Source organism: Desulfosarcina widdelii, assembly GCF_009688965.1.
Classification (GTDB): Bacteria; Desulfobacterota; Desulfobacteria; order Desulfobacterales; family Desulfosarcinaceae; genus Desulfosarcina; species Desulfosarcina widdelii.
Genome location: NZ_AP021875.1, coordinates 4,863,541 through 4,882,057, shown reverse-complemented (window position 1 = coordinate 4,882,057; position 18,517 = coordinate 4,863,541). Strand labels below are relative to the sequence as shown.

The following is an 18,517-nucleotide window of genomic DNA, read 5'->3' as shown; positions in this document are numbered from 1 at the left end:
CACCGTTTTTATCCGATGTTTCCCCGTTCCGGCCCGGTCAGCCAACCGCACTGCAAATCGCCGCTGCCGCTGAATCGACGGAAAGAGTTCCTGTATTCAACACCATATCATAGTTCGCCGGATTGCTGATGTCACTATAAAAATACTTCCGGATGAACGCCTTGCGGTCGGATTCGGTGCGCAGAACCCGTTTTCTGGCCTCCTGCTTGGAAATGCCAAAGTCTTCCGCCACACAAGAGACCCGTTTTTCAAGTGGAGCAATAATCCGCACCCGAAAGCGGTTTTCCGGCGGCAGTACAAAGTTGGCGCCCCGACCGACAATAATGGCCCGACCATGCCGTCCGATGGTGCCGATCACTTTCATCATCATGCTGGCGTACTCGTCCGGCCAGAGATGACGGTCGCTGATAGCCGCCGAAACCCAGTCTTCCAGCATGGACACGCCTCTTTCGTCCAGCGTGCGGATCACCCGTGTACTGGTATCAGCATTTTCGGCCATGGCGTTGATCAGCTTCTGGTGGAATACGTCCAGGCCGAGTCGCTCGGCCACCGCCCTTGCCACAAACTTCCCTCCGCTGCCTGGTTCACGCGAAATGGTGATCACCGGAAGGGACTTGGCCTCGCTTTTTTCCCTTCTGAGAATCTCCCATCGCCGAACCTGCTCTTCGATTAGTTGGTGAATTGCTTTCATGGCGCCTCCTTTTAAACAGTGGGTTAACGCCGGAACTTATTTCGCCCGATGGCATCAGTCGGTCAGCAAACGGGGAAGAAGAAGTTTTGAGCAGTGAAAGCAATAAAAATTCGATAGTCGAAGGTACAGATGGAGCAGGGTGCATTGGAACAAAACGGCGGAAGTAAAGCGAGCACTGCAATGGCACCGGGCAAATCCCTTGCCAATAAAAAAAGTGTATTCAAGAAGCACTGCCGTGTCAAGCGTGCTGCTGCGCGCTTGGCACGTCTATTTACAAAAATTCAGACTATATTTGATGCATTAAAATTCATGTTCTGACTACGCCTGACAAATATGGTCCTACCAGCAGTAGTTGAAATGTTCCCCCATTTTCATAATGAGATATCTGCTTTTTGAATGGCAATTTATAACAGAAAAGCCAACCCCGAAACATGGTGGTTGGCCTTTCTGTATGAAAATTTTGATATGGTCGTCAGATGTCGAATTCGATTCCCTGGGCCAAGGGCAGGTCGCGCCCATAGTTAATCGTGTTGGTCTGCCGACGCATGTAGCCCTTCCAGGCGTCGGAGCCCGATTCCCGGCCGCCCCCGGTCTCTTTTTCACCGCCGAAGGCCCCGCCGATCTCGGCGCCGGAAGTGCCGATGTTGACATTGGCGATGCCGCAGTCCGAGCCCGCGGCAGAGAGAAACTGCTCGGTCTCGCGGATGTCGTTGGAGAAAATGGCCGACGACAATCCCTGGGGCACGTCGTTGTGGATCGCGATGGCTTCGGAAACATCGCCGCTGTAGCGGATCAGGTAGAGAATCGGCGCGAAGGTCTCCGACTGGACAATGGGATAGTCGTTTTGCACTTCACACAAGGTGGGCTGCACATAGCATCCCGACGCGTAACCGTCTCCCTCCAGCACCTTTCCGCCGTAAAGAATCTTTCCGCCCTGCGCGGTTACCTGGTCCAATGCCTGCCGGTATTGCTCCACGGCCCCTTTGTCGATCAGCGGCCCCATATGGTTTTTCGGATCCAGGGGATCGCCGATACGGATGCTTTCATAAGCCTTGGCCAAGGATCCGGCGACCTTGTCGTAAATGGAATCGTGCACGATCACTCGGCGGGTGGAGGTACAGCGTTGACCGGCGGTTCCCACGGCGCCGAAAACGATGGCCGTGACCGCCATGGCCAGATCCGCGGAAGGCGTTACGATGATGGCGTTGTTGCCCCCCAGTTCCAGGATGGTCCGTCCGAAGCGAGCGGAAACCGCCTGGGCGGCATGCTGCCCGACCCGGGTGGAGCCGGTAAGGGAAACCAGCGGAATCCGCCGGTCATTCAAAAGGTTTTCGCCCACGGCCCGTCCGCTGCCGACCACCAGGGAAAACAACCCTTCGGGAACCACATCGGCATTATCCTTGATCACGTCGGAAAGGATATGCTGCACAGCAATGGCCGAAAGGGGCGATTTGGACGAAGGCTTCCAAAGGACGACATCGCCGCACACCGCTGCCAGCGAGGCATTCCATGACCAGGGGGCCACCGGGAAATTGAAGGCGGTAACAACACCCACCACACCCAGCGGATGGTACTGGTCGTACATCCGATGCTCCTGGCGCTCCGAATGCATGGTAAACCCGTATAGCTGCCTGGATTGCCCCACAGCAAAGTCACAGATATCGATCATCTCCTGGACCTCGCCCTTGCCTTCCTGAAGGGATTTTCCGGTTTCGTAGGATACCAACGCGCCGAGGGCATCCTTGTAAACCCGGAGCTGGTTGCTGATCTGGCGAACGATTTCGCCCCGTTTGGGAGCCGGGACCATCCGCCATTTCAAAAATGCCTGATGCGCCTTTTCGACGACTTTTTCGTAGGCGGCTTCCGTGGCGGTCAGCACCCGGGCGATGAGCTTGCCATCGGCCGGAGAAAACACGTCCAGCGGCGGACCGCTTTCTCCGTCGAGCCAGTTCTGTCCTGTGGAGACCCCTTGATTTTCCTTTTCGATGCGCAGCGTCTTTAAAAACTCCATTCTCAACTCCCTGAAAGCGTTTTGTGAAAATTTATGAATAATCGTCGCCGAACCAACCGAGGAGACGTTTTTTCGCAGATCCGGCGGCGGTTCGACAATCGATGGCCATCCAACGGTTCAGCATAAGCCTTACGCTTCCTCCATATAGGGATAGCGGTAGTCCGTGGGCGACAAATAATTCTCTTTGATGGTTCGGGGACTGACCCAGCGGTACAGGTTCATGATGCTTCCCGCCTTGTCATTGGTTCCAGAGGCCCGGGCGCCGCCAAAGGGCTGCTTTCCGACCACGGAGCCGGTGGGTTTGTCGTTGATGTAAAAATTTCCGGCGGCATTCACCAGCTTCCGTCTGGCCACGGCAATGGCCGAGCGCTCTTTGGCAAAGACGGCACCGGTGAGTCCATAGGGAGAGGTCTTGTCGCACAGGTCCAACATGGCCTCATAGTCCGGGTCGGCGTAAACATAGATGGTCAGCACGGGCCCGAATAACTCCTCTTCCATGGTCTTGAAATGGGGATCGGCGGTTACGATCACCGTGGGATCGATAAAAAAGCCCGTGCTGTCATCATAGCCGCCGCCGGCAATGATTTCCGCCGCGTCATGCTCCTTGGCATAGTCGATGGCTGCGGTGATCGTGTCAAAGGCGCTACGGTCGATCACGGCGTTGACAAAGTTGGAAAAATCCTCCGGCGGCCCCACCTTGATGGACGCCATGGCAGTGAGTAGTTTTTCTTTGATGCCGGGCCAGAGCGATTCGGGGATGTAGGCCCGGGAAGCCGCGGAGCATTTCTGCCCCTGATATTCGAACGCCCCACGGACAAGGCCCGCAACCACCGCGTCAAGGTCAGCACTGGGATGTACGCAAACAAAATCCTTGCCGCCGGTCTCGCCCACAATGCGCGGATAACTCCGGTATTGGCTCAAGTTTTCAGCCGCTTTTTTCCACAATCCCTGGAAAACCGCCGTGGACCCGGTGAAATGAATGCCGGCCAGGTTCGGACTAGCCATTATGGGGTTGCCCACCTGTGATCCGGAGCCGGGCAGAAAATTGATCACGCCGGGCGGCAAACCGGCTTCCATAAAAATCTCCATGAGCATCCAGGCGGAATAGACGGCTGTAGAAGCCGGCTTCCACAGCACGGTGTTGCCCATCATGGCCGGCGCCGAGGGCAGGTTTCCGGCAATCGCCGTAAAATTGAACGGGGTGACGGCAAAAACGAAGCCCTCCAAGGGCCGATATTCCATCTGGTTCCATTCGGCCGACCCGGAACCGGGCTGCTGACGGTAGATCTGAGTGGCGTAATAAGTGTTAAATCGCAGAAAATCGATGATTTCGCAGGCGGCATCGATTTCCGCCTGAAATACGTTCTTCCCCTGGCCGAGCATGGTGGCCGCGTTGAGGGCCATTCGCCGCGGACCGGCAATGAGATCGGCCGCTTTGGAAAAAATTGCCAGTCGGTCTTGCCAGTCCATGGAGGCCCATTGCTCGGACGCCGCAGCACTGGCTTCGATGGCCATGTTGACCTCTTTTTCGCCGGCTTGATGAAAGACACCCAACTGTTGGTTGTGGTCGTGTGGAACGGCACAGCGTCCCAAGTTCCCGGTTTTAACGGGCTTGCCGCCAATGATCAGGGGGATCTCCACTTCCGTGGCTTTCAGCCGCTGCAATTCGTCTTTGATCCGTTTGCGTTCGTCGCTGCCCGCCCGGTATTGGTAAACGGGCTCGTTGGCAGGCGGATCTATCGCAAGGATTCCATTGGTCATGATACACTCCCTTTCCTAACTGGTTGAAGTTTGCAGACAGCTTGTCCGAATGGGAAGCACCAAAAAGCAACGACCCGGGATCGGGTCGTTCTTGAGCTTCTTTTTCGTCTGGTACAAGCATCGGATTTTGAATACAACGCTCAATATTAAAATTTATACTAATTATGACATAACGATTGTCAAAAAACCACCTTCAGGTCCATTTCTTCGATTTTCCGCGGATGCAAAAAATCTGTTGGGAAAGAATCCTTAAGGATTTCAAATCAATAAAAATGGCGGGGAAGGCAGCGCACTGGCCGCCTTCCCCGCCATTTTTTCTTTTTACAATCATGCCCGCTGCCGGTCGGGGTCCTTCCCGGGTGCAGGCGACCTTTTTAAGAACGGCGTAGGCCCAATGTTACGCCCTTGGGACCGACCACCGTTTCAGCCCTATTCGGTAACTTCCTCCATCGATAATACATTGATCACTTTTACGTTATCTTTTTCGGCAATCGTTCCGGTCACCTTGACCTTCTTGCCGATCATGTCAGGGGCCTTGTCGCTCCCTTCCAGCACGTAGCTGCTGTCAGCAGCATCGAGAACGATGATCTCTCCTTTTTCCGTCACCGTGCCGGTAATGCTGTCCGCTGCCATCGCTATTCCGGTGGTCGCCAGAACCATAAGCAAGGCACCAACCAAACCGACGGTAATTGTTTTTCTTGTAATTTTCATCTCGCTTCCCTCCTACTGTTTTTTACGGACCCCAGTTCTGCCCGGGGAGGCCAAATCGCCTCCCGCTATCCACACACCCTTTGCTGAACCCTCAGCAATTTCGGAACCGACCGACGGTGTGTTGCATTGTAGTTGAGCAACGGACGTGCCAACTATATAACTATCTGTCACAATAGAGTATTTTGATTTTCCCGCCAACATTGCTATGTTGATTGTTTCGCTAATTTCACCTTGGGAACCAAATTTGCGCATGAATCGTCTTGACGGATTCTTAAAAATCGAAAGGGTAAATGGGCGTCATCGCCGTACATGAATACCCAAGTGAAGGGTACGGCGCGCCGTGTCCTTAGGAAAACCACAGCGGCGGGGATAAATGGATGCGCCAATTTGTCTACTGATTTATAAGAAGTTGCCGATAAAACATTTATGGAACCACGCAAGCCGACCATTGGACAGCAATACGGTCTGACCCGGCGACAATTGATGACCATGGGTATCGTGGGGTTGACGGCCTGGACCGTTGAACCGTTAAGCTACGCATTTGCAGGCACGGGCGACGATCTCGAGCAGATCACCCGGATTGCTGGTTTACCGTCCCGAAAGGGGCCCTTGCTGGTATTCAGGGATTACACGACCGATCCGGATGTGGAAATCGAGCAGCATATCCGGCGACAGTTGTTCGGGCGAAAGGATCTGTTGTCGCGGATCAAAAAAAAGGTTGGCTTCAAAAAACAGCTTCGACTGAACATCGAGGAGATACAAGTCCGCTTGCAATTCATCCCCCAATCGCAGGACGGTCTCGGAACGGCGTATCAACGGTATTGCCTGGACATCACCGATTCGATTTTCGGAATGAACGGGATGGACAATATTTACAGCGCCATCACCAGCCCTGAAAAAAGCTATCCGGCGATATCGCAAGATGGCATTTCCGCCTTTCTGGTTCATCGCCTGGCAAAAGATTTTCGCGCAACTTGCAGGTTTACCGCAGAATCAGGGAACAGCATCAAAACCATCATTTCCGGCGCCATCTACTCCAACCATCTGGGCGCAGTGGATCTGGAAATAGAGATGGTGGCGCCGGGACAGTTCGAATTGGCCCGCAAGCCTTTTACCATCTGGCAGAACGACACCGACAATCTGTACACCCTGATGGCCATTCCCGCTGAAGAGACGCTGCATTACCTGCTGGGTCGGGCGACAGACCGCGAAATTTCAACCCATTTTCAGAACCGGCCGCCGGAGAGTCTCGCGGCAGCCCGAAATATCGCTGAAGAATGGATGGCCCTGGAAGAGTCGGTGGTCGGAGGCCTGGTTGATCGCGTCCTCAGACGGTATTGCGAGAATCGTCGGTTAAAATGGTCGGATCTCTTTGCCAACAACCCTCAGGCAATGGTTCCCGAATTGCGTCAGTACAGATACCGCAAACGGGGCCTGCAACTGGTTGCCGACCTCGGCTTCCAGCATGCCATGGATCTTTACCTGGACAGTCCCTCCCGTTTCCGGGAACGCCTGCTCTAAAAAGGTACCCGTTCAGGGGTTGAAATGCCCAATGTGCCGCAACTGCCTGCCCCGTAGGCGTTTAGAGGGTGCCAAGGATGTGAAGCGCCGTGCACGAAGACGGTTTGGTCAAACTTCAGTGCCCGGGAACAAAGCAGATGCGGCACCCTGTGAACGCTTACAAAAAAAGAAGATTGCCTGGCTGGCCGGTAGCCGAGGCAATCTTCAACGATCCATCGCAGATTAAGTACACCTATTCGTAAATCCGATGGCATTCGCTTGCCGCTGCATCCCGGCTCACGGTGTTGCTCGGCGCGTGAATAGGCTTTGGCTATTCACGCTTCTCGCGCCTTGCGATCCGGGCGCAGCGACCATCTCGGTGCTTCACCGGTTTTACGAACAGGTGTACGAATGCGAGGAATTTAGCTTTATTGCAAATTCGTTATAATAGGTGGCGCGCACCAAGATAGATGTCCAGGGGCTGCGCCCTGGCGAACGCAATCTTTTCCCGTAGGCGCTTTAAAACCGGTTGCTTCTTTTCTTCGGTATCGTTCTGGGTGCCGGTTATTAAAAACAGCATCGCGCCAGGTGCCAACAGGCAATCCAAAAAAGACAGCTTGATTTCGCTCATCGCATTCTCCGGTTTCGATGCCAACCGCTAAACGCGGTTACTTATTATCATGATGTGGTTGCATCGAATTCCAGGTTCAAATAGGCCATCAAATTGATCAAGCGCTCGGTTTCATCGCGAATCATGCCGATGAATCGACTGCGATCGCCTGCATCCAGCCCCGGGTTTTCAGCCAGCAATTCAGCCAGGGACCTTACGGAAGAAAGGGAATTGACAAACTCATGGGTCTTTGCTTGCTTGCTCGAAAGCGGTAGCGTCATTTCAGGATCCATAAAATTTGCCGCCCTCCTTTCCCAACCGCCATTAATGATTTTTATTGATTAATCCAACTGTCAACGAATGAATGCTGTTCAACTCTTATCATCCTCCAAAACTTGTGCCACAAACCAATAACTGATAAATCATCAATGGTTTCAAATAAATAAAAACTATCCCGATATTTTTCTTTCGACAAAATCACAACCATAGTTGTTAACCCACCGGCAAAAAACATAAAAAAGGTCTCGCAGTCCGGCTCCTATGCTCAGGAAATAGCCCGTCAACGACATCCACAATTTTTATTGTATTCACAACGTTGGTTGTTGGAGCGTGGGCGTCAATCGCTGGCTTTTTTCAGCCTCTTGCTCAACGCCTGCTGAGAAACGCCGAGCATTTTCGAAGCTTTGGACTGATTTCCGCCGCTGCGACGCATGGCCTCTGCAACCAGCAGTTGCGCCGCTTCTTTGAGGGTGGGCAGGCGATGGGAAAAGCTGATGGGTGGGTCGCCGGAATCGTAGACAGCCGGGGACGACATTCCACTTCCTCCGGCAGTCTGCTCCCGGTCGATATGGGCTTGAATGGATGCAATGGAAAGGGGGCCGGATTGATGCCGGCTGACGGCATCGAAAATCATGGATTCCAGTTCACGAACATTGCCCGGGTAGAAATAGCCGGTCAGCAGCGTCATCAGCGCGTCCGGTACCGATGGCCTCGGTTTGTTCAGACTGGAGGCCGCCGCGGCGATAAAGTGATCGACCAGCAGGGGAACATCCTCCAGGCGCTCCCTTAGCGGCGGGACGACGATGCGATGGGTCTGCAATCGATAGTTGAGATCCTTGCGAAATCGATTTTCCTTCAACAGCGTGGACAGGCGCTGGTTGGTGGCGGCGATGATTCGCGCGTTGGACGATCGCGGCAGGTCGTCGCCCAGCGCAAAATATTCCCCTTCCTGCAGCAACCGCAGCAGCTTCACCTGGGAGGCTTGGGTCAGGTCGCCGATTTCATCGAGAAACAGGGTTCCCCCGTCAGCCTGCTCGATCAGGCCGCCACGGGGACTGTCCGCACCGGTAAACGCCCCTTTTGCATGGCCGAACAGCGTATCCGAAAAGATGGTGTCGTCCAGACCGGCTGCGTTGACGGCGACAAAGCGTCCTTTCAACCCGCTCAGCCGGTGAATGGCCCGGGCAATCAGCTCTTTGCCCACGCCGGTTTCGCCCCGGATCAAAACCGGCTGCGAGGTGGCGGCAATGGACTCCACGTATTGAAAAAGGGTCAGCATTTTCGGGTTGGCCGTAATGATGTTCCTGAAGGCTTCCGGATGTTCCAGATCGTCGCGCAGCATGTGCCGCCGCAGCGACTGGTTTTCCCGCCTGAGTTCCTGAAAGGAGATCGCCCGGTTGACGGCCGTGACCAGACGATCCGCCTCCACCGGTTTGACGATGTAATCGAAGGCTCCGGCTTTGATGCATCGCACGGCGGTTTCCACATCCACGGCACCGGTGACGATAATCACCGGTATATCGGGGTATTCCTGTCGAACGTCGTCCAGCAGCCGGTGGCCGTCGACATTGGGCATATTCAGGTCCAGGAGCATGGATTCTATCGGGGTGTCGGCCAACAGGTCCATCACCCGACGGCTGTCCTGGCAGGTGATCGTATGGTTCAGACCGGCCATTTGAAGGGTGGTATCGATGGCCAGCAGAATGGAAGGTTCATCGTCAACAATCAGAATCGGTCGAGAGGGATGCAGCGCCATTGTCATGCTAATCTACCTGCCTGTTCGGTTGTTGGGGTTCTTTTGCCAGCGGAAAAATCGCACGCACCCGGGTTCCCTTGCCCGGGGTCGAGTCGAACGTCAGGGTGCCGCCGTGATCCCTGACAATACGGTCGGTAATGGCCAGCCCGAGTCCGGTACCGCCCTGTTCCCGTCGGGTGGTAAAAAAAGGATCGGTAATCTGCATCAAGGCTTCGGCGGGGATGCCCACCCCCTCGTCGCACACCGCTATAAACACGCAGTTCCGGTCCGCCTCGAATCCGGTGCCCACCGTGACGGACCGCTCGGCATCCGGCAGCGCCTGGCAGGCGTTGACCACCAGATTGATCGTCACCTGTTCGATCCGCTGGGCATTTCCGTAAACCGGCGGTAGATCGACCTGGCAATCCAGTTTGAAGTGCCGGGTCGATTTATTGATCAGGTTGGCGGTCAACCCCACCGCCTTGTGGACCACCTCGTTCACATCCACATCTTCCATCGATTCCGATGGGTTGTCCCTGGCGAAATCCTTGAGGTCTTTCACAATGTCCCGAACCCGGCGGGCATCGTCAGTAATGCTGGTCAGCATCGGGGGAATCCGGTCGCGGATGCGGCTGTATACGGTGCCGCCCACCGGAAAGTCTCCGTTTTGCATATGGTAGCGATCCAGAATGGGCAGAACGGACTCCCACATGCGGCCAAGATTGGGGGCATTGAGCATGACCGACGTAATGGGATTGTTGATTTCGTGGGCCACCCCGGAAACCAGCGTGCCCAGGGACACCATTTTGGCGGCCTGGAAAAGCTGCTCCTGCTTGAGCAGGGCCATTTCCTCGGCCTGCTTTTTTTCATGGGTGACCTTTGCGCCATGCGCGACGATCAGCACCGAAAGCAGGATGATCGCAAAAAGAATCCAACTGCAGACCAGGGTGAGTTTGCGCGTGATTGCCGAAATCTGGGCGTGGACATCCTCCACGTAAATACCCGATCCCAAAATCCAGCCCCAGGGTTCGAATCCCATCACATAGGAAATCTTGGGCACGATCCGGGTTGGATCGTCCATCCATTGCCACTGATAGTCCACGTATCCGGCACCCTTAGCCCTTACAATCTCGACGCAGGCGATGAACAGCCGTTTCCCGGCGGGGTCCGCAAAAGTCGAAATATCCTTGCCTTCCAGATCCGGACGGTACGGATGCATAATCATCCGGGGGTGCATGTCGTTGATCCAGAAATAGTCCTTGAAGTTCGGTCCGTAACGCAGCCCCCGAAGGTGGGTTTTGGCCTGCTGCTGGGCCGCCTCGCGGCTCAACAAGCCCTGTCGCTCCTGCCTGGCGTACCCTTCCAGGCTGCTCCAGGCCGACACCACCAGCTCCCGGATCACCTCCCGCTTGCCGTCCATCAGGCGCTCCTGCATCATTGGCAGGATCAACTGGAAGATCGTCAGGATAAACAGCAGGACCGTCATCACCACCGGCATGAAGATGCGAAAGGGGATATGCCTGAGCAGGTTTTGGAAGCGCGCTGTTGCCATGCAGACTAAACCGAGTCGTTTCAAACATTAATGAATGTTGGTCGAGAATAAAAAGCGCGTTCACTCAATACAGACGTTTCAGCTTACTGGATTATATAAGAAAATCAATTGAAAAGTGTCCGAACCGAAGATAGAGAAACCTGGAAGGAGGATCGACGGCTTGTTCCCGACTCCTGTAGATGGTATAATAAATGCTAATATTCACGGTTGCCTATGAAATGATAGGAGTCCGCGCTCCGCTCCCATGCTCTGTGTGCGAGCGGCGTCAGTAAGGAGTGCCGTCATGCCTTCCGACAAAAAAACGAAAGGTTCCGACAACCTCTCCAACGTCGTTGCCGAAGCCCGCCGCCATATGCGTGAACGGGAAAAAACCTACCGCGAAAAAGCTCTGAAGCTGTTCCCGCATGTCTGCGGACGCTGCGGCCGGGAGTTCAGCGGCAAACAACTGAAGGAACTGACCGTCCATCACCGGGACCACAACCACGACAACAACCCGCCCGATGGCAGCAACTGGGAACTGCTGTGCATTTACTGCCACGACAACGAGCACGGTCGCCTTGAAGTTGCCGATGCCTACGATGGAAGTTCTGCATCCACAGAATCGTCCACATCTGATTTTTCACACAAGCCTTTTGCCGCGCTGGAAGAGCTGCTGAAAAAAAAATAAACGCTTATCCATTTTAAAATCGTGTGCAGAAAAGCGTAACCGATAGTTTCAATCCTTACCCACTTCAGTCCGACAACGTCCGCTTTTCTTTTTAACGGAACGAAATTCTCTCTTTACCCTCCGAAATATAAAGAAATACGTTTTGCTGTCGTCATCGTTTACCTTTGGCCCGGGGTTTGCTTTTTCAATTAAGATCCCAAAAAAAGCGACTGTACCACCTACTAAAGAGGGCAAATGTGAGGCGACCCATGCGACTTGCCTTTGGCACGCTATTTACGGCATCGGTATTCATCCTTCTGGCAGGCTGCGGCTCCGGTGGTTCTGGCGGCGGGAGTACGTCACCTTCAGCGGATCAGAGCGCCAGCTTTTCGCTGGTCGATCCGGAAGACGGCCCATCAGCCGGCAACCCGGATGGAGAAGCATTGATTCCGGCTGAGGCAAGCCCTGAGGATGTATCCTATCCCGATCATGTTGTCGGCAGCGGGACGCCGGAGAGTTGCAGCGCCGAAGCCTTTTTCGACGCCGTTGCCCAAGGGGGAACCATTGTATTCGATTGCGGCCCCGATCCGATTACGATTACGCTTTCAAGTCCGGCCAAGGTATTCAACGATGAGGACCCGGATGTCGTCATCGACGGGGGGAAATCTGGTATCGCTCAGCGGCGGGGGAACCACGCGGATATTATACATGAATACCTGCGACTCCGATCAGGTCTGGACCACCTCCCATTGCCAGAACCAGGACCACCCTCGTTTGACGGTGCAGAACATCACCTTTGTAAATGGCAATTCCTCCGCGGAAACCGAATACGATGGCGGCGGGGCGATATGGGTGCGCGGCGGGCGCTTCAAAGCGGTCAACTGTCGCTTTTTCAACAATTTTTGCGCGGATACGGGCCCCGATTTGGGTGGCGGCGCCATCCGGGTGTTCAGCCAATATGAGGGCCTTCCCGTCTATATCGTCAACTGCACCTTTGGCGGCATGGAAGATTATGGCAATGTAGGCTCCAATGGCGGCGCCATCAGCAGCATCGGCGTCTCCTGGACCATCATCAACAGCCTTTTTTCCTATAATCGCGCCATCGGATACGGCGCCAACCCGGCCGAGTCCGGAACACCCGGCGGCGGTAGCGGCGGCGCCATTTACAACGACGGCAATACGATGACCTTAACCGTCCTTGGCTCTTTGATCGAATACAACGAGGTCAATGAGCACGGGTCAGCCATCTTCTTCGTTTCCAACGATCATAGCGGCAATATCGTCATCGACGATTCGGTAATCGCAGACAACATCGGCGGCTCATGGTACCCGGTCTACGATGGTATTTCCATGCACAGCGACACGTTGATCGAGGTGACCGACTCCGTTATCGAAAACAATTCCTGAAATATCAAAAGCCGTTTGGAGCATGGACCTTTTGTCCCTTTCCATGCCTTGAAAGGCCTACCAACCGCCCTCCTTTTTTATCGGGACAAAGCCGGGAAGCCTATTTCGGGTGTGACGCAGGCCTGACTTCTTGTCCTCGGAAACCTATAGTGATATGGTTTCTCATGGGTATAACAAATGCGTTATCTTTGGTTGTATTTCGCAACGGCAGCAACCATATCTATTTAGTTTCACGCGATTTTCCGGCCTTATAACCGGAAAGGGCCTTTCGCCTGACGACCCGTAACCCGCCTTGAGGCAATAAAATCGATTCAACAGCAAAAATACTTCCCGCCAGGATCCGCTACCTGGCGGCCACCGCATGTGTCCTTCTGGTTCTTTTGCTGCTGGCCGGTGCCCTGGCCATCCCGTTTCACTTTGAGTCGCCGTCCATGTGGTACAAATTCGGAGCTGCAAAAATCAGCCTGCGCGCCGGCAAAATGCTGGGCATGGCCGCCGGTCTGATGATTCTTTTGCAGCTTCCCCTGGCCGGTCGGCTGAAGCTTCTCGACCGCATCTTTTCCCTTCCCGGCCTGATCCGTCAGCACCGTTGGCACGCATGGGCCATTGTTATCATGGCCCTGATCCACCCGCTGTGCGTGCTGCTTGCCGAAGGCAAACTGCTGATCCCTCTGGAGATGCGCTACTGGCCGGAATGGGTGGGCGTGGGGTTGCTGGTCGTCCTTCTGGCGCAGTTTGCCTGTACCCAGTGGCGGCGGCCGCTGAAAATCGCCTTTCACCACTGGCTGACGGGCCACCGCATCGCCGGATTGATCACCGCGGCCCTTTTGATCGTGCATGTGCGTTATGTCAGCGAAACCTTTACCGACAACCCGCCGCCCCGCCTGGCCGTTCTGTCGGCCGCCGGCGTCTTCACCCTGTTCTGGTTGTGGATCCGCAGCACCTGGCTGCGCACCCGCCGAACCCCCTTTTCAGTTACCCGGGTCGAGAATATCGGCCGGGAATGCACCTGTGTGGAAGTCGCACCGGAAAAAGGCGCCGCCATGGCCTATTTCCCCGGCCAGTTCGCCTTCGTTTCCTTTACCAGTCAAATCCTGTCCCGGGAACCCCATCCCTTTACCCTGGCCTCCACGCCCAGTCGGCCCGGCACGATCCAGTTCGCCATCCGCCACTGCGGGGACTGGACCCGGCAGGTAGAGACCCTGGCCATCGGCGATCGGGCCTACCTTCAGGGACCTTTCGGCCGTTTCGGCCATCTTCTGCAAGCTTCGGGGCAGCAGGAACTGATCATGATCGCCGGAGGCATCGGCATTACCCCCATGCTGAGCATGCTGCGCTTCATGGCCGATCATGGCGACCCGCGTCCCATTACCCTGATCTGGAGCAACCGCACACGAACACAATTAGTCTTTACCGAGGAGTTCCAACATCTATCCGCAAAATTGACAGGTCTGCGCCGCGTTCCTATTTTTACGGAAAATGCGGACAGCGGAACGCCATCGGGACGATTGAACCGGATAATGCTGCAATCCTTGCTCAGCGGCTGCAGTCGCGGGTCGGCAGTTTTTCTGTGCGGCCCGCCCTCAATGATGACAGCGCTCACCACAGAACTTAAAGCCCTCGGCTTTTCCGCCCGCTTGATTATTACCGAAACCTTCGGCTTTTAATACCTGCTGCCCGATATTCCTTATTTGCCCCGTGCATCGCGGCAGTAAACTACATGGCCAATACCGATCCCGTGCCAAATGGGCACGTACCGACAGGAGGACTTTTATGAAAGCATTTATCCGATTTACCGTCGCCACGATATTTCTCTTCGTTTTCGCAGCCCAGGTCCAGGCTGCCGCCCCCCAATGGGAAGTTGACCCGGCCCACTCCGGCGTCTACTTCAGCGTCAACCACATCTACTCTACAACCCGTGGGTATTTCGAAGACTTTACCGCCACGGTAAACTTCTCACCAGAAGACCTTGCCGGCAGCCGCTTCGACTTCGAAGTCAAGGTTAAAAGCATCAATACCGGCAACAGCAAACGTGATGGCCATCTCAATTCCGGCGATTTCTTCGATTCCAAAAAATACCCCAAGATGACTTTCAGCAGCACGGCCGTGAAGCATGTCAAGGACAATCAGTATATCGTGGAGGGCAAAATGACGGTCAAGGATGTCAGCCAGAGCGTTTCGGTTCCCTTCACCCTGCTGGGCGTTACCACGCATCCGTTTGACGCCAAGTCGGAAGTCGCCGGATTTGAGGCCCGTATGACCATCGACCGGCTCAGCTATCATGTGGGCAACGGTAAATTCTACAAGATGGGCGTTGTGGGCAAGGATGTGGATGTACTCATCACCATGGAAGTGACCCGAAAAAAGTAGATCTTGTCGCAATAAAAATGGCGGCCCGCAAATCGCGGGTCGCCGTTTTCAGGGAGACCGATTACTGTCGGGAGGGATCGGTCAAATTAGATGTCGTAGTACAGGAAGAACTCGTGGGGATGCGGACGCAGCTTCACGGGGTTGACTTCGTTGGCGGTTTTGTAATCGATCCACATGTCGATAGCATCCTGGGTGAAGACGTCGCCCTTGAGCAGGAAGTCGTGGTCTTCCTTCAGCGCGGCCAGTGCTTCATCCAGGGAACCCGGTGCTGAGGGGATTTCGGCCAGCTCCTCGGGCGGCAGGTCGTAAATGTTCTTGTCCAGCGGATCGCCCGGATCGATCTTGTTTTCGATCCCGTCGATGACGGCCATCAGCATGGCGGAGAAGGCCAGGTAGCCGTTGCAGGAAGGATCTGGCGTACGGAACTCGATACGCTTGGCCTTGGGAGATGCCGAGTACATGGGAATCCGGATGGACGCGCTGCGGTTACGGCTGGAGTAGGCCAGGTTCACCGGAGCCTCGAAACCCGGCACCAGACGCTTGTAGGAGTTGGTGGTCGGGTTGGTGATGGCGCACAGGGCCCGGCAGTGCTTCAGGATGCCGCCGATGGCGTACAGGGCCTCCTGGGAAACCCCGGCATATTTGTCGCCGGCGAACAGGGGGTTGCCGTCTTTCCAGATGGAGATGTGGGTGTGCATGCCGGTGCCGTTGTCCTCGAATAGCGGTTTGGGCATGAAGGTGACGGTGTGCCCGGCCTTGTAGGCCACATTCTTGAGAACATATTTGAACCACATGAGCTGGTCGGCCATCTGCAAAAGGGGCTTGAAGCGCATGTCGATCTCCGCTTGTCCCGAAGTGGCCACTTCATGGTGCTGGCACTCCACGTCGATGCCCAGGTTTTCCAGGGTCAGCATCATGTCGGTGCGCAGGTCCTGGAACTTGTCGGTCGGCGGCACGGGGAAGTAGCCCTCCTTGTGGCGCGGTTTGTAGCCCAGGTTGGGCTCTTCGCAGCGGCCGGTGTTCCAGATACCCTCCACGGAGTCCACGGCATAGAAGCATGAATTCCGCTGGCTGTCGTAGCGGATGTCGTCGAAAATGAAGAATTCGGCTTCCGGTCCGATGAAGGCGGTGTCGCCGATGCCGGTGCTCTTGAGGTAAGCTTCGGCCTTGCGGGCGATGTTTCTGGGGTCGCGGGAGTAGGCTTCCCGGGTGATCGGATCGACGATGTTGCCGATGAGCACGAGCGTCGGAACCTTGAAAAAGGGGTCGATTTTGGCTGTGCTTGCGTCGGGCACCACCAGCATGTCGCTGGCGTTGATGGGCTGCCAGCCGCGGATACTGGAGCCGTCGAAGCCAAAACCGTCTTCGAAGCTGCCCTCTTCCAATTCGCCGATGGGCACCGAAAAATGCTGCCACACGCCCGGATAATCCATGAAGCGGATATCCAGTACCTTTACGCCGTTTTCCTTTGCCATTGCCAATACTTGTTCTGGGGTCATGATTTCCTCCAATAATAGGTTGTTAGATATTTATCTATTTTCCTGTTTAAATGGCATCCTTGCCTTTTTCGCCCGTCCTCACCCGGATCACCTCTTCCACGTTGAAGACAAAAATCTTTCCGTCGCCGATTTTACCGGTGTTGGCCGAATTTTTAATGGCCTCCACCACCTCGTCGGCACGCTCGGAATCGACGATGATCTCGATTTTCACCTTGGGGATGAAATCCACCACGTACTCGGCGCCCCGGTAGATCTCTTTATGGCCTTTCTGGCGCCCGTAGCCTTTGACCTCCGAAATGGTCATCCCCTGGATGCCTATCTCGTTGAGGGCCTCTTTCACATCGTCCAGCTTGAATGGCTTGACGATGGCCTCGATTTTTTTCATTTTTCTACCTCCTCTTAAATTTGGTCGTGAAAGCAATAAAAATCTTTCTAATTTCTATGCGGGTTACATGATTTCGAATCCGCGTTCGCCATGCAGGGCATTGTCCAAACCCTGAATCTCTTCGTCTCCGTCGACCCGCAGGCCGCCGGTGATCGCTTTGGTGACGAAAACGACGATCAGGGTCCCGACGGCGGTGAAAACGGCCGTGGCGATGATTGAGACGATCTGGGTCCACAACTGGCCAGGGTTGCCGTAAAACAGGCCGGCCGCACCTTCGGTGATGGCTGGATTGGCGAACAGGCCGGTCGCCAGGGCGCCCCAGATGCCGCACATGCCGTGGACACCGAAGGCATCCAGGGAATCGTCATATCCTACTTTTTGTTTGATCACGGCAACGGAAAAGTAGCCCAGGGCTCCGGCTCCCAGACCGATGACCAGGGATGCCGGCAGATTGACGAAGCCGGCAGCCGGGGTAATGGACACCAGGCCAGCCACCACGCCCGAGGCGATACCCAGCACCGTGGGTTTTCCGGTGGCGCTCCATTCGCAGAACATCCACACTAGGGCCGCCGTAGCCGCGGAGGTGTTGGTCACCAGGAAAGCAGATGCGGCCACGCCATCGGCGGCCAGCTGGCTGCCGGCGTTGAATCCGAACCAGCCGAACCACAGCAGGGCCGCGCCCAGGGCCGTCAGGGTAATGCTGGAGGGGAACATGGCCTCCTTGCCATAGCCGATGCGCTTGCCCAACACCAGGGCCAGCACCAACCCTGCCACGCCGGCGTTGATGTGCACCACGTTGCCGCCGGCAAAATCGAGGGCTCCCATCTCTCCCATCCAGCCGCCGCCCCAGACCCAGTGGGCGATGGGACAATAGATGAAGGTGACCCACAGGATGGTAAAAACGATCCATGAGGAAAATTTCATGCGGTCTACAACCGACCCCAGCACCAGGGCCACGGTAATTGCGGCAAAGGTCATCTGGAACAGGGCAAACACCAGGGTCGGAATGGAGCCCGAAACGCTGCCGACGCCGATGCCGGACATGAAGAAGTGGTCGAAGCCGCCGACGATGCCGCCCTTGCTCGTCCCGAAAGCCAGTGTATAGCCCCACATCATCCAGATCACGCTGGCCAGGCAGTAGGCGACGAATGTCATTGCCAGGGTGTTGAGCAGGTTTTTATACCGGGACATGCCGCCGTAAAACAGGGCCAGTCCGGCCGGGGTCATCATCATCACCAGGGCCGTGGCAACGATGATCCAGGCCGTGTCGCCCGCATTGATCGCGTCTTCTGCGAAAGCGGGGGTGGCGATGAATCCAAGCAGTGTCGCGAGCCAGATCGATTTCAATTTCATAGGGATT

The 18,517-nt window shown here is 55.4% G+C and carries 17 protein-coding genes; 6 read left to right on the top strand and 11 right to left on the bottom strand.

Translation table 11 applies throughout. The annotated features are described in order from the left end of the window. Positions 1 to 37: 37 nt before the first annotated feature. Positions 38 to 691, bottom strand: coding sequence for a cytidylate kinase-like family protein (locus GN111_RS22430; protein ID WP_155305896.1), 654 nt, complete (start codon positions 689 to 691; stop codon positions 38 to 40). Between the two features lie 129 nt (positions 692 to 820). Between GN111_RS22430 and GN111_RS22425 the strand changes: the two genes are divergently transcribed. Continuing rightward, positions 821 to 1,009 (top strand): hypothetical protein, encoded by a 189-nt coding sequence (locus GN111_RS22425; protein WP_155305895.1) that lies wholly within the window; start codon positions 821 to 823, stop codon positions 1,007 to 1,009. 154 nt (positions 1,010 to 1,163) lie between these two features. On the opposite strand, the gene amaB is transcribed toward GN111_RS22425, so the two are convergent. The 3 genes from amaB to GN111_RS22410 form a co-directional block, all read right to left on the bottom strand. Next, on the bottom strand, positions 1,164 to 2,702 hold the full coding sequence (gene amaB / locus GN111_RS22420; RefSeq protein ID WP_155305894.1) for an L-piperidine-6-carboxylate dehydrogenase: 1,539 nt from the start codon (positions 2,700 to 2,702) through the stop codon (positions 1,164 to 1,166). A 129-nt stretch (positions 2,703 to 2,831) separates the two neighbouring features. Beyond that, on the bottom strand, positions 2,832 to 4,463 hold the full coding sequence (gene pruA, locus GN111_RS22415; RefSeq protein WP_155305893.1) for an L-glutamate gamma-semialdehyde dehydrogenase: 1,632 nt from the start codon (positions 4,461 to 4,463) through the stop codon (positions 2,832 to 2,834). Positions 4,464 to 4,892: 429 nt separating this feature from the next. Then, positions 4,893 to 5,174 (bottom strand): DUF5818 domain-containing protein, encoded by a 282-nt coding sequence (locus GN111_RS22410; RefSeq protein WP_155305892.1) that lies wholly within the window; start codon positions 5,172 to 5,174, stop codon positions 4,893 to 4,895. A 426-nt stretch (positions 5,175 to 5,600) separates the two neighbouring features. Between GN111_RS22410 and GN111_RS22405 the strand changes: the two genes are divergently transcribed. Beyond that, positions 5,601 to 6,695 (top strand): hypothetical protein, encoded by a 1,095-nt coding sequence (locus GN111_RS22405; RefSeq protein WP_155305891.1) that lies wholly within the window; start codon positions 5,601 to 5,603, stop codon positions 6,693 to 6,695. A gap of 421 nt (positions 6,696 to 7,116) precedes the next feature. Here GN111_RS22405 and GN111_RS22400 read toward each other — a convergent pair whose 3' ends face one another. The 4 genes from GN111_RS22400 to GN111_RS22385 form a co-directional block, all read right to left on the bottom strand. After that, on the bottom strand, positions 7,117 to 7,305 hold the full coding sequence (locus tag GN111_RS22400) for a hypothetical protein (RefSeq protein ID WP_155305890.1): 189 nt from the start codon (positions 7,303 to 7,305) through the stop codon (positions 7,117 to 7,119). Between the two features lie 47 nt (positions 7,306 to 7,352). After that, on the bottom strand, positions 7,353 to 7,577 hold the full coding sequence (locus tag GN111_RS22395) for a hypothetical protein (protein WP_155305889.1): 225 nt from the start codon (positions 7,575 to 7,577) through the stop codon (positions 7,353 to 7,355). Between the two features lie 323 nt (positions 7,578 to 7,900). Next, the gene (locus GN111_RS22390; RefSeq protein ID WP_155305888.1) at positions 7,901 to 9,325 is read right to left on the bottom strand and encodes a sigma-54-dependent transcriptional regulator; all 1,425 of its coding nucleotides are present in this window, start codon (positions 9,323 to 9,325) and stop codon (positions 7,901 to 7,903) included. Position 9,326: 1 nt separating this feature from the next. Then, positions 9,327 to 10,850, bottom strand: a complete 1,524-nt coding sequence (locus GN111_RS22385; RefSeq protein WP_155305887.1) for a cache domain-containing protein — start codon at positions 10,848 to 10,850, stop codon at positions 9,327 to 9,329. Between the two features lie 283 nt (positions 10,851 to 11,133). On the opposite strand from GN111_RS22385, the gene GN111_RS22380 reads away from it, so the two are divergent. From GN111_RS22380 to GN111_RS22365, 4 genes are all read left to right on the top strand, one after another. Continuing rightward, positions 11,134 to 11,517 carry a YajD family HNH nuclease gene (locus GN111_RS22380; RefSeq protein WP_155305886.1) on the top strand — a complete coding sequence of 128 codons (384 nt, stop codon included), beginning with the start codon at positions 11,134 to 11,136 and terminating at the stop codon, positions 11,515 to 11,517. Positions 11,518 to 12,138: 621 nt separating this feature from the next. Next, complete coding sequence (locus tag GN111_RS22375; RefSeq protein ID WP_197740400.1) at positions 12,139 to 12,903, top strand: hypothetical protein; 765 nt, start codon at positions 12,139 to 12,141, stop codon at positions 12,901 to 12,903. Positions 12,904 to 13,334: 431 nt separating this feature from the next. Continuing rightward, a complete protein-coding gene (locus GN111_RS22370; RefSeq protein WP_155305885.1) occupies positions 13,335 to 14,570 on the top strand; it encodes a ferredoxin reductase family protein in 1,236 nt (411 codons plus the stop codon). A gap of 106 nt (positions 14,571 to 14,676) precedes the next feature. Further along, positions 14,677 to 15,273 (top strand): YceI family protein, encoded by a 597-nt coding sequence (locus tag GN111_RS22365; RefSeq protein ID WP_155305884.1) that lies wholly within the window; start codon positions 14,677 to 14,679, stop codon positions 15,271 to 15,273. 86 nt (positions 15,274 to 15,359) lie between these two features. On the opposite strand, the gene glnA is transcribed toward GN111_RS22365, so the two are convergent. The 3 genes from glnA to GN111_RS22350 form a co-directional block, all read right to left on the bottom strand. Further along, positions 15,360 to 16,772: a type I glutamate--ammonia ligase gene (glnA, locus tag GN111_RS22360; RefSeq protein ID WP_155305883.1), complete on the bottom strand. Its 1,413-nt coding sequence runs from the start codon at positions 16,770 to 16,772 to the stop codon at positions 15,360 to 15,362. A gap of 46 nt (positions 16,773 to 16,818) precedes the next feature. Beyond that, entirely contained in the window at positions 16,819 to 17,157 is a 339-nt protein-coding gene (locus GN111_RS22355) for a P-II family nitrogen regulator (protein ID WP_155305882.1), read from the bottom strand. A 63-nt stretch (positions 17,158 to 17,220) separates the two neighbouring features. Continuing rightward, the gene (locus GN111_RS22350) at positions 17,221 to 18,510 is read right to left on the bottom strand and encodes an ammonium transporter (protein ID WP_155305881.1); all 1,290 of its coding nucleotides are present in this window, start codon (positions 18,508 to 18,510) and stop codon (positions 17,221 to 17,223) included. Between the last annotated feature and the right edge of the window lie 7 nt (positions 18,511 to 18,517).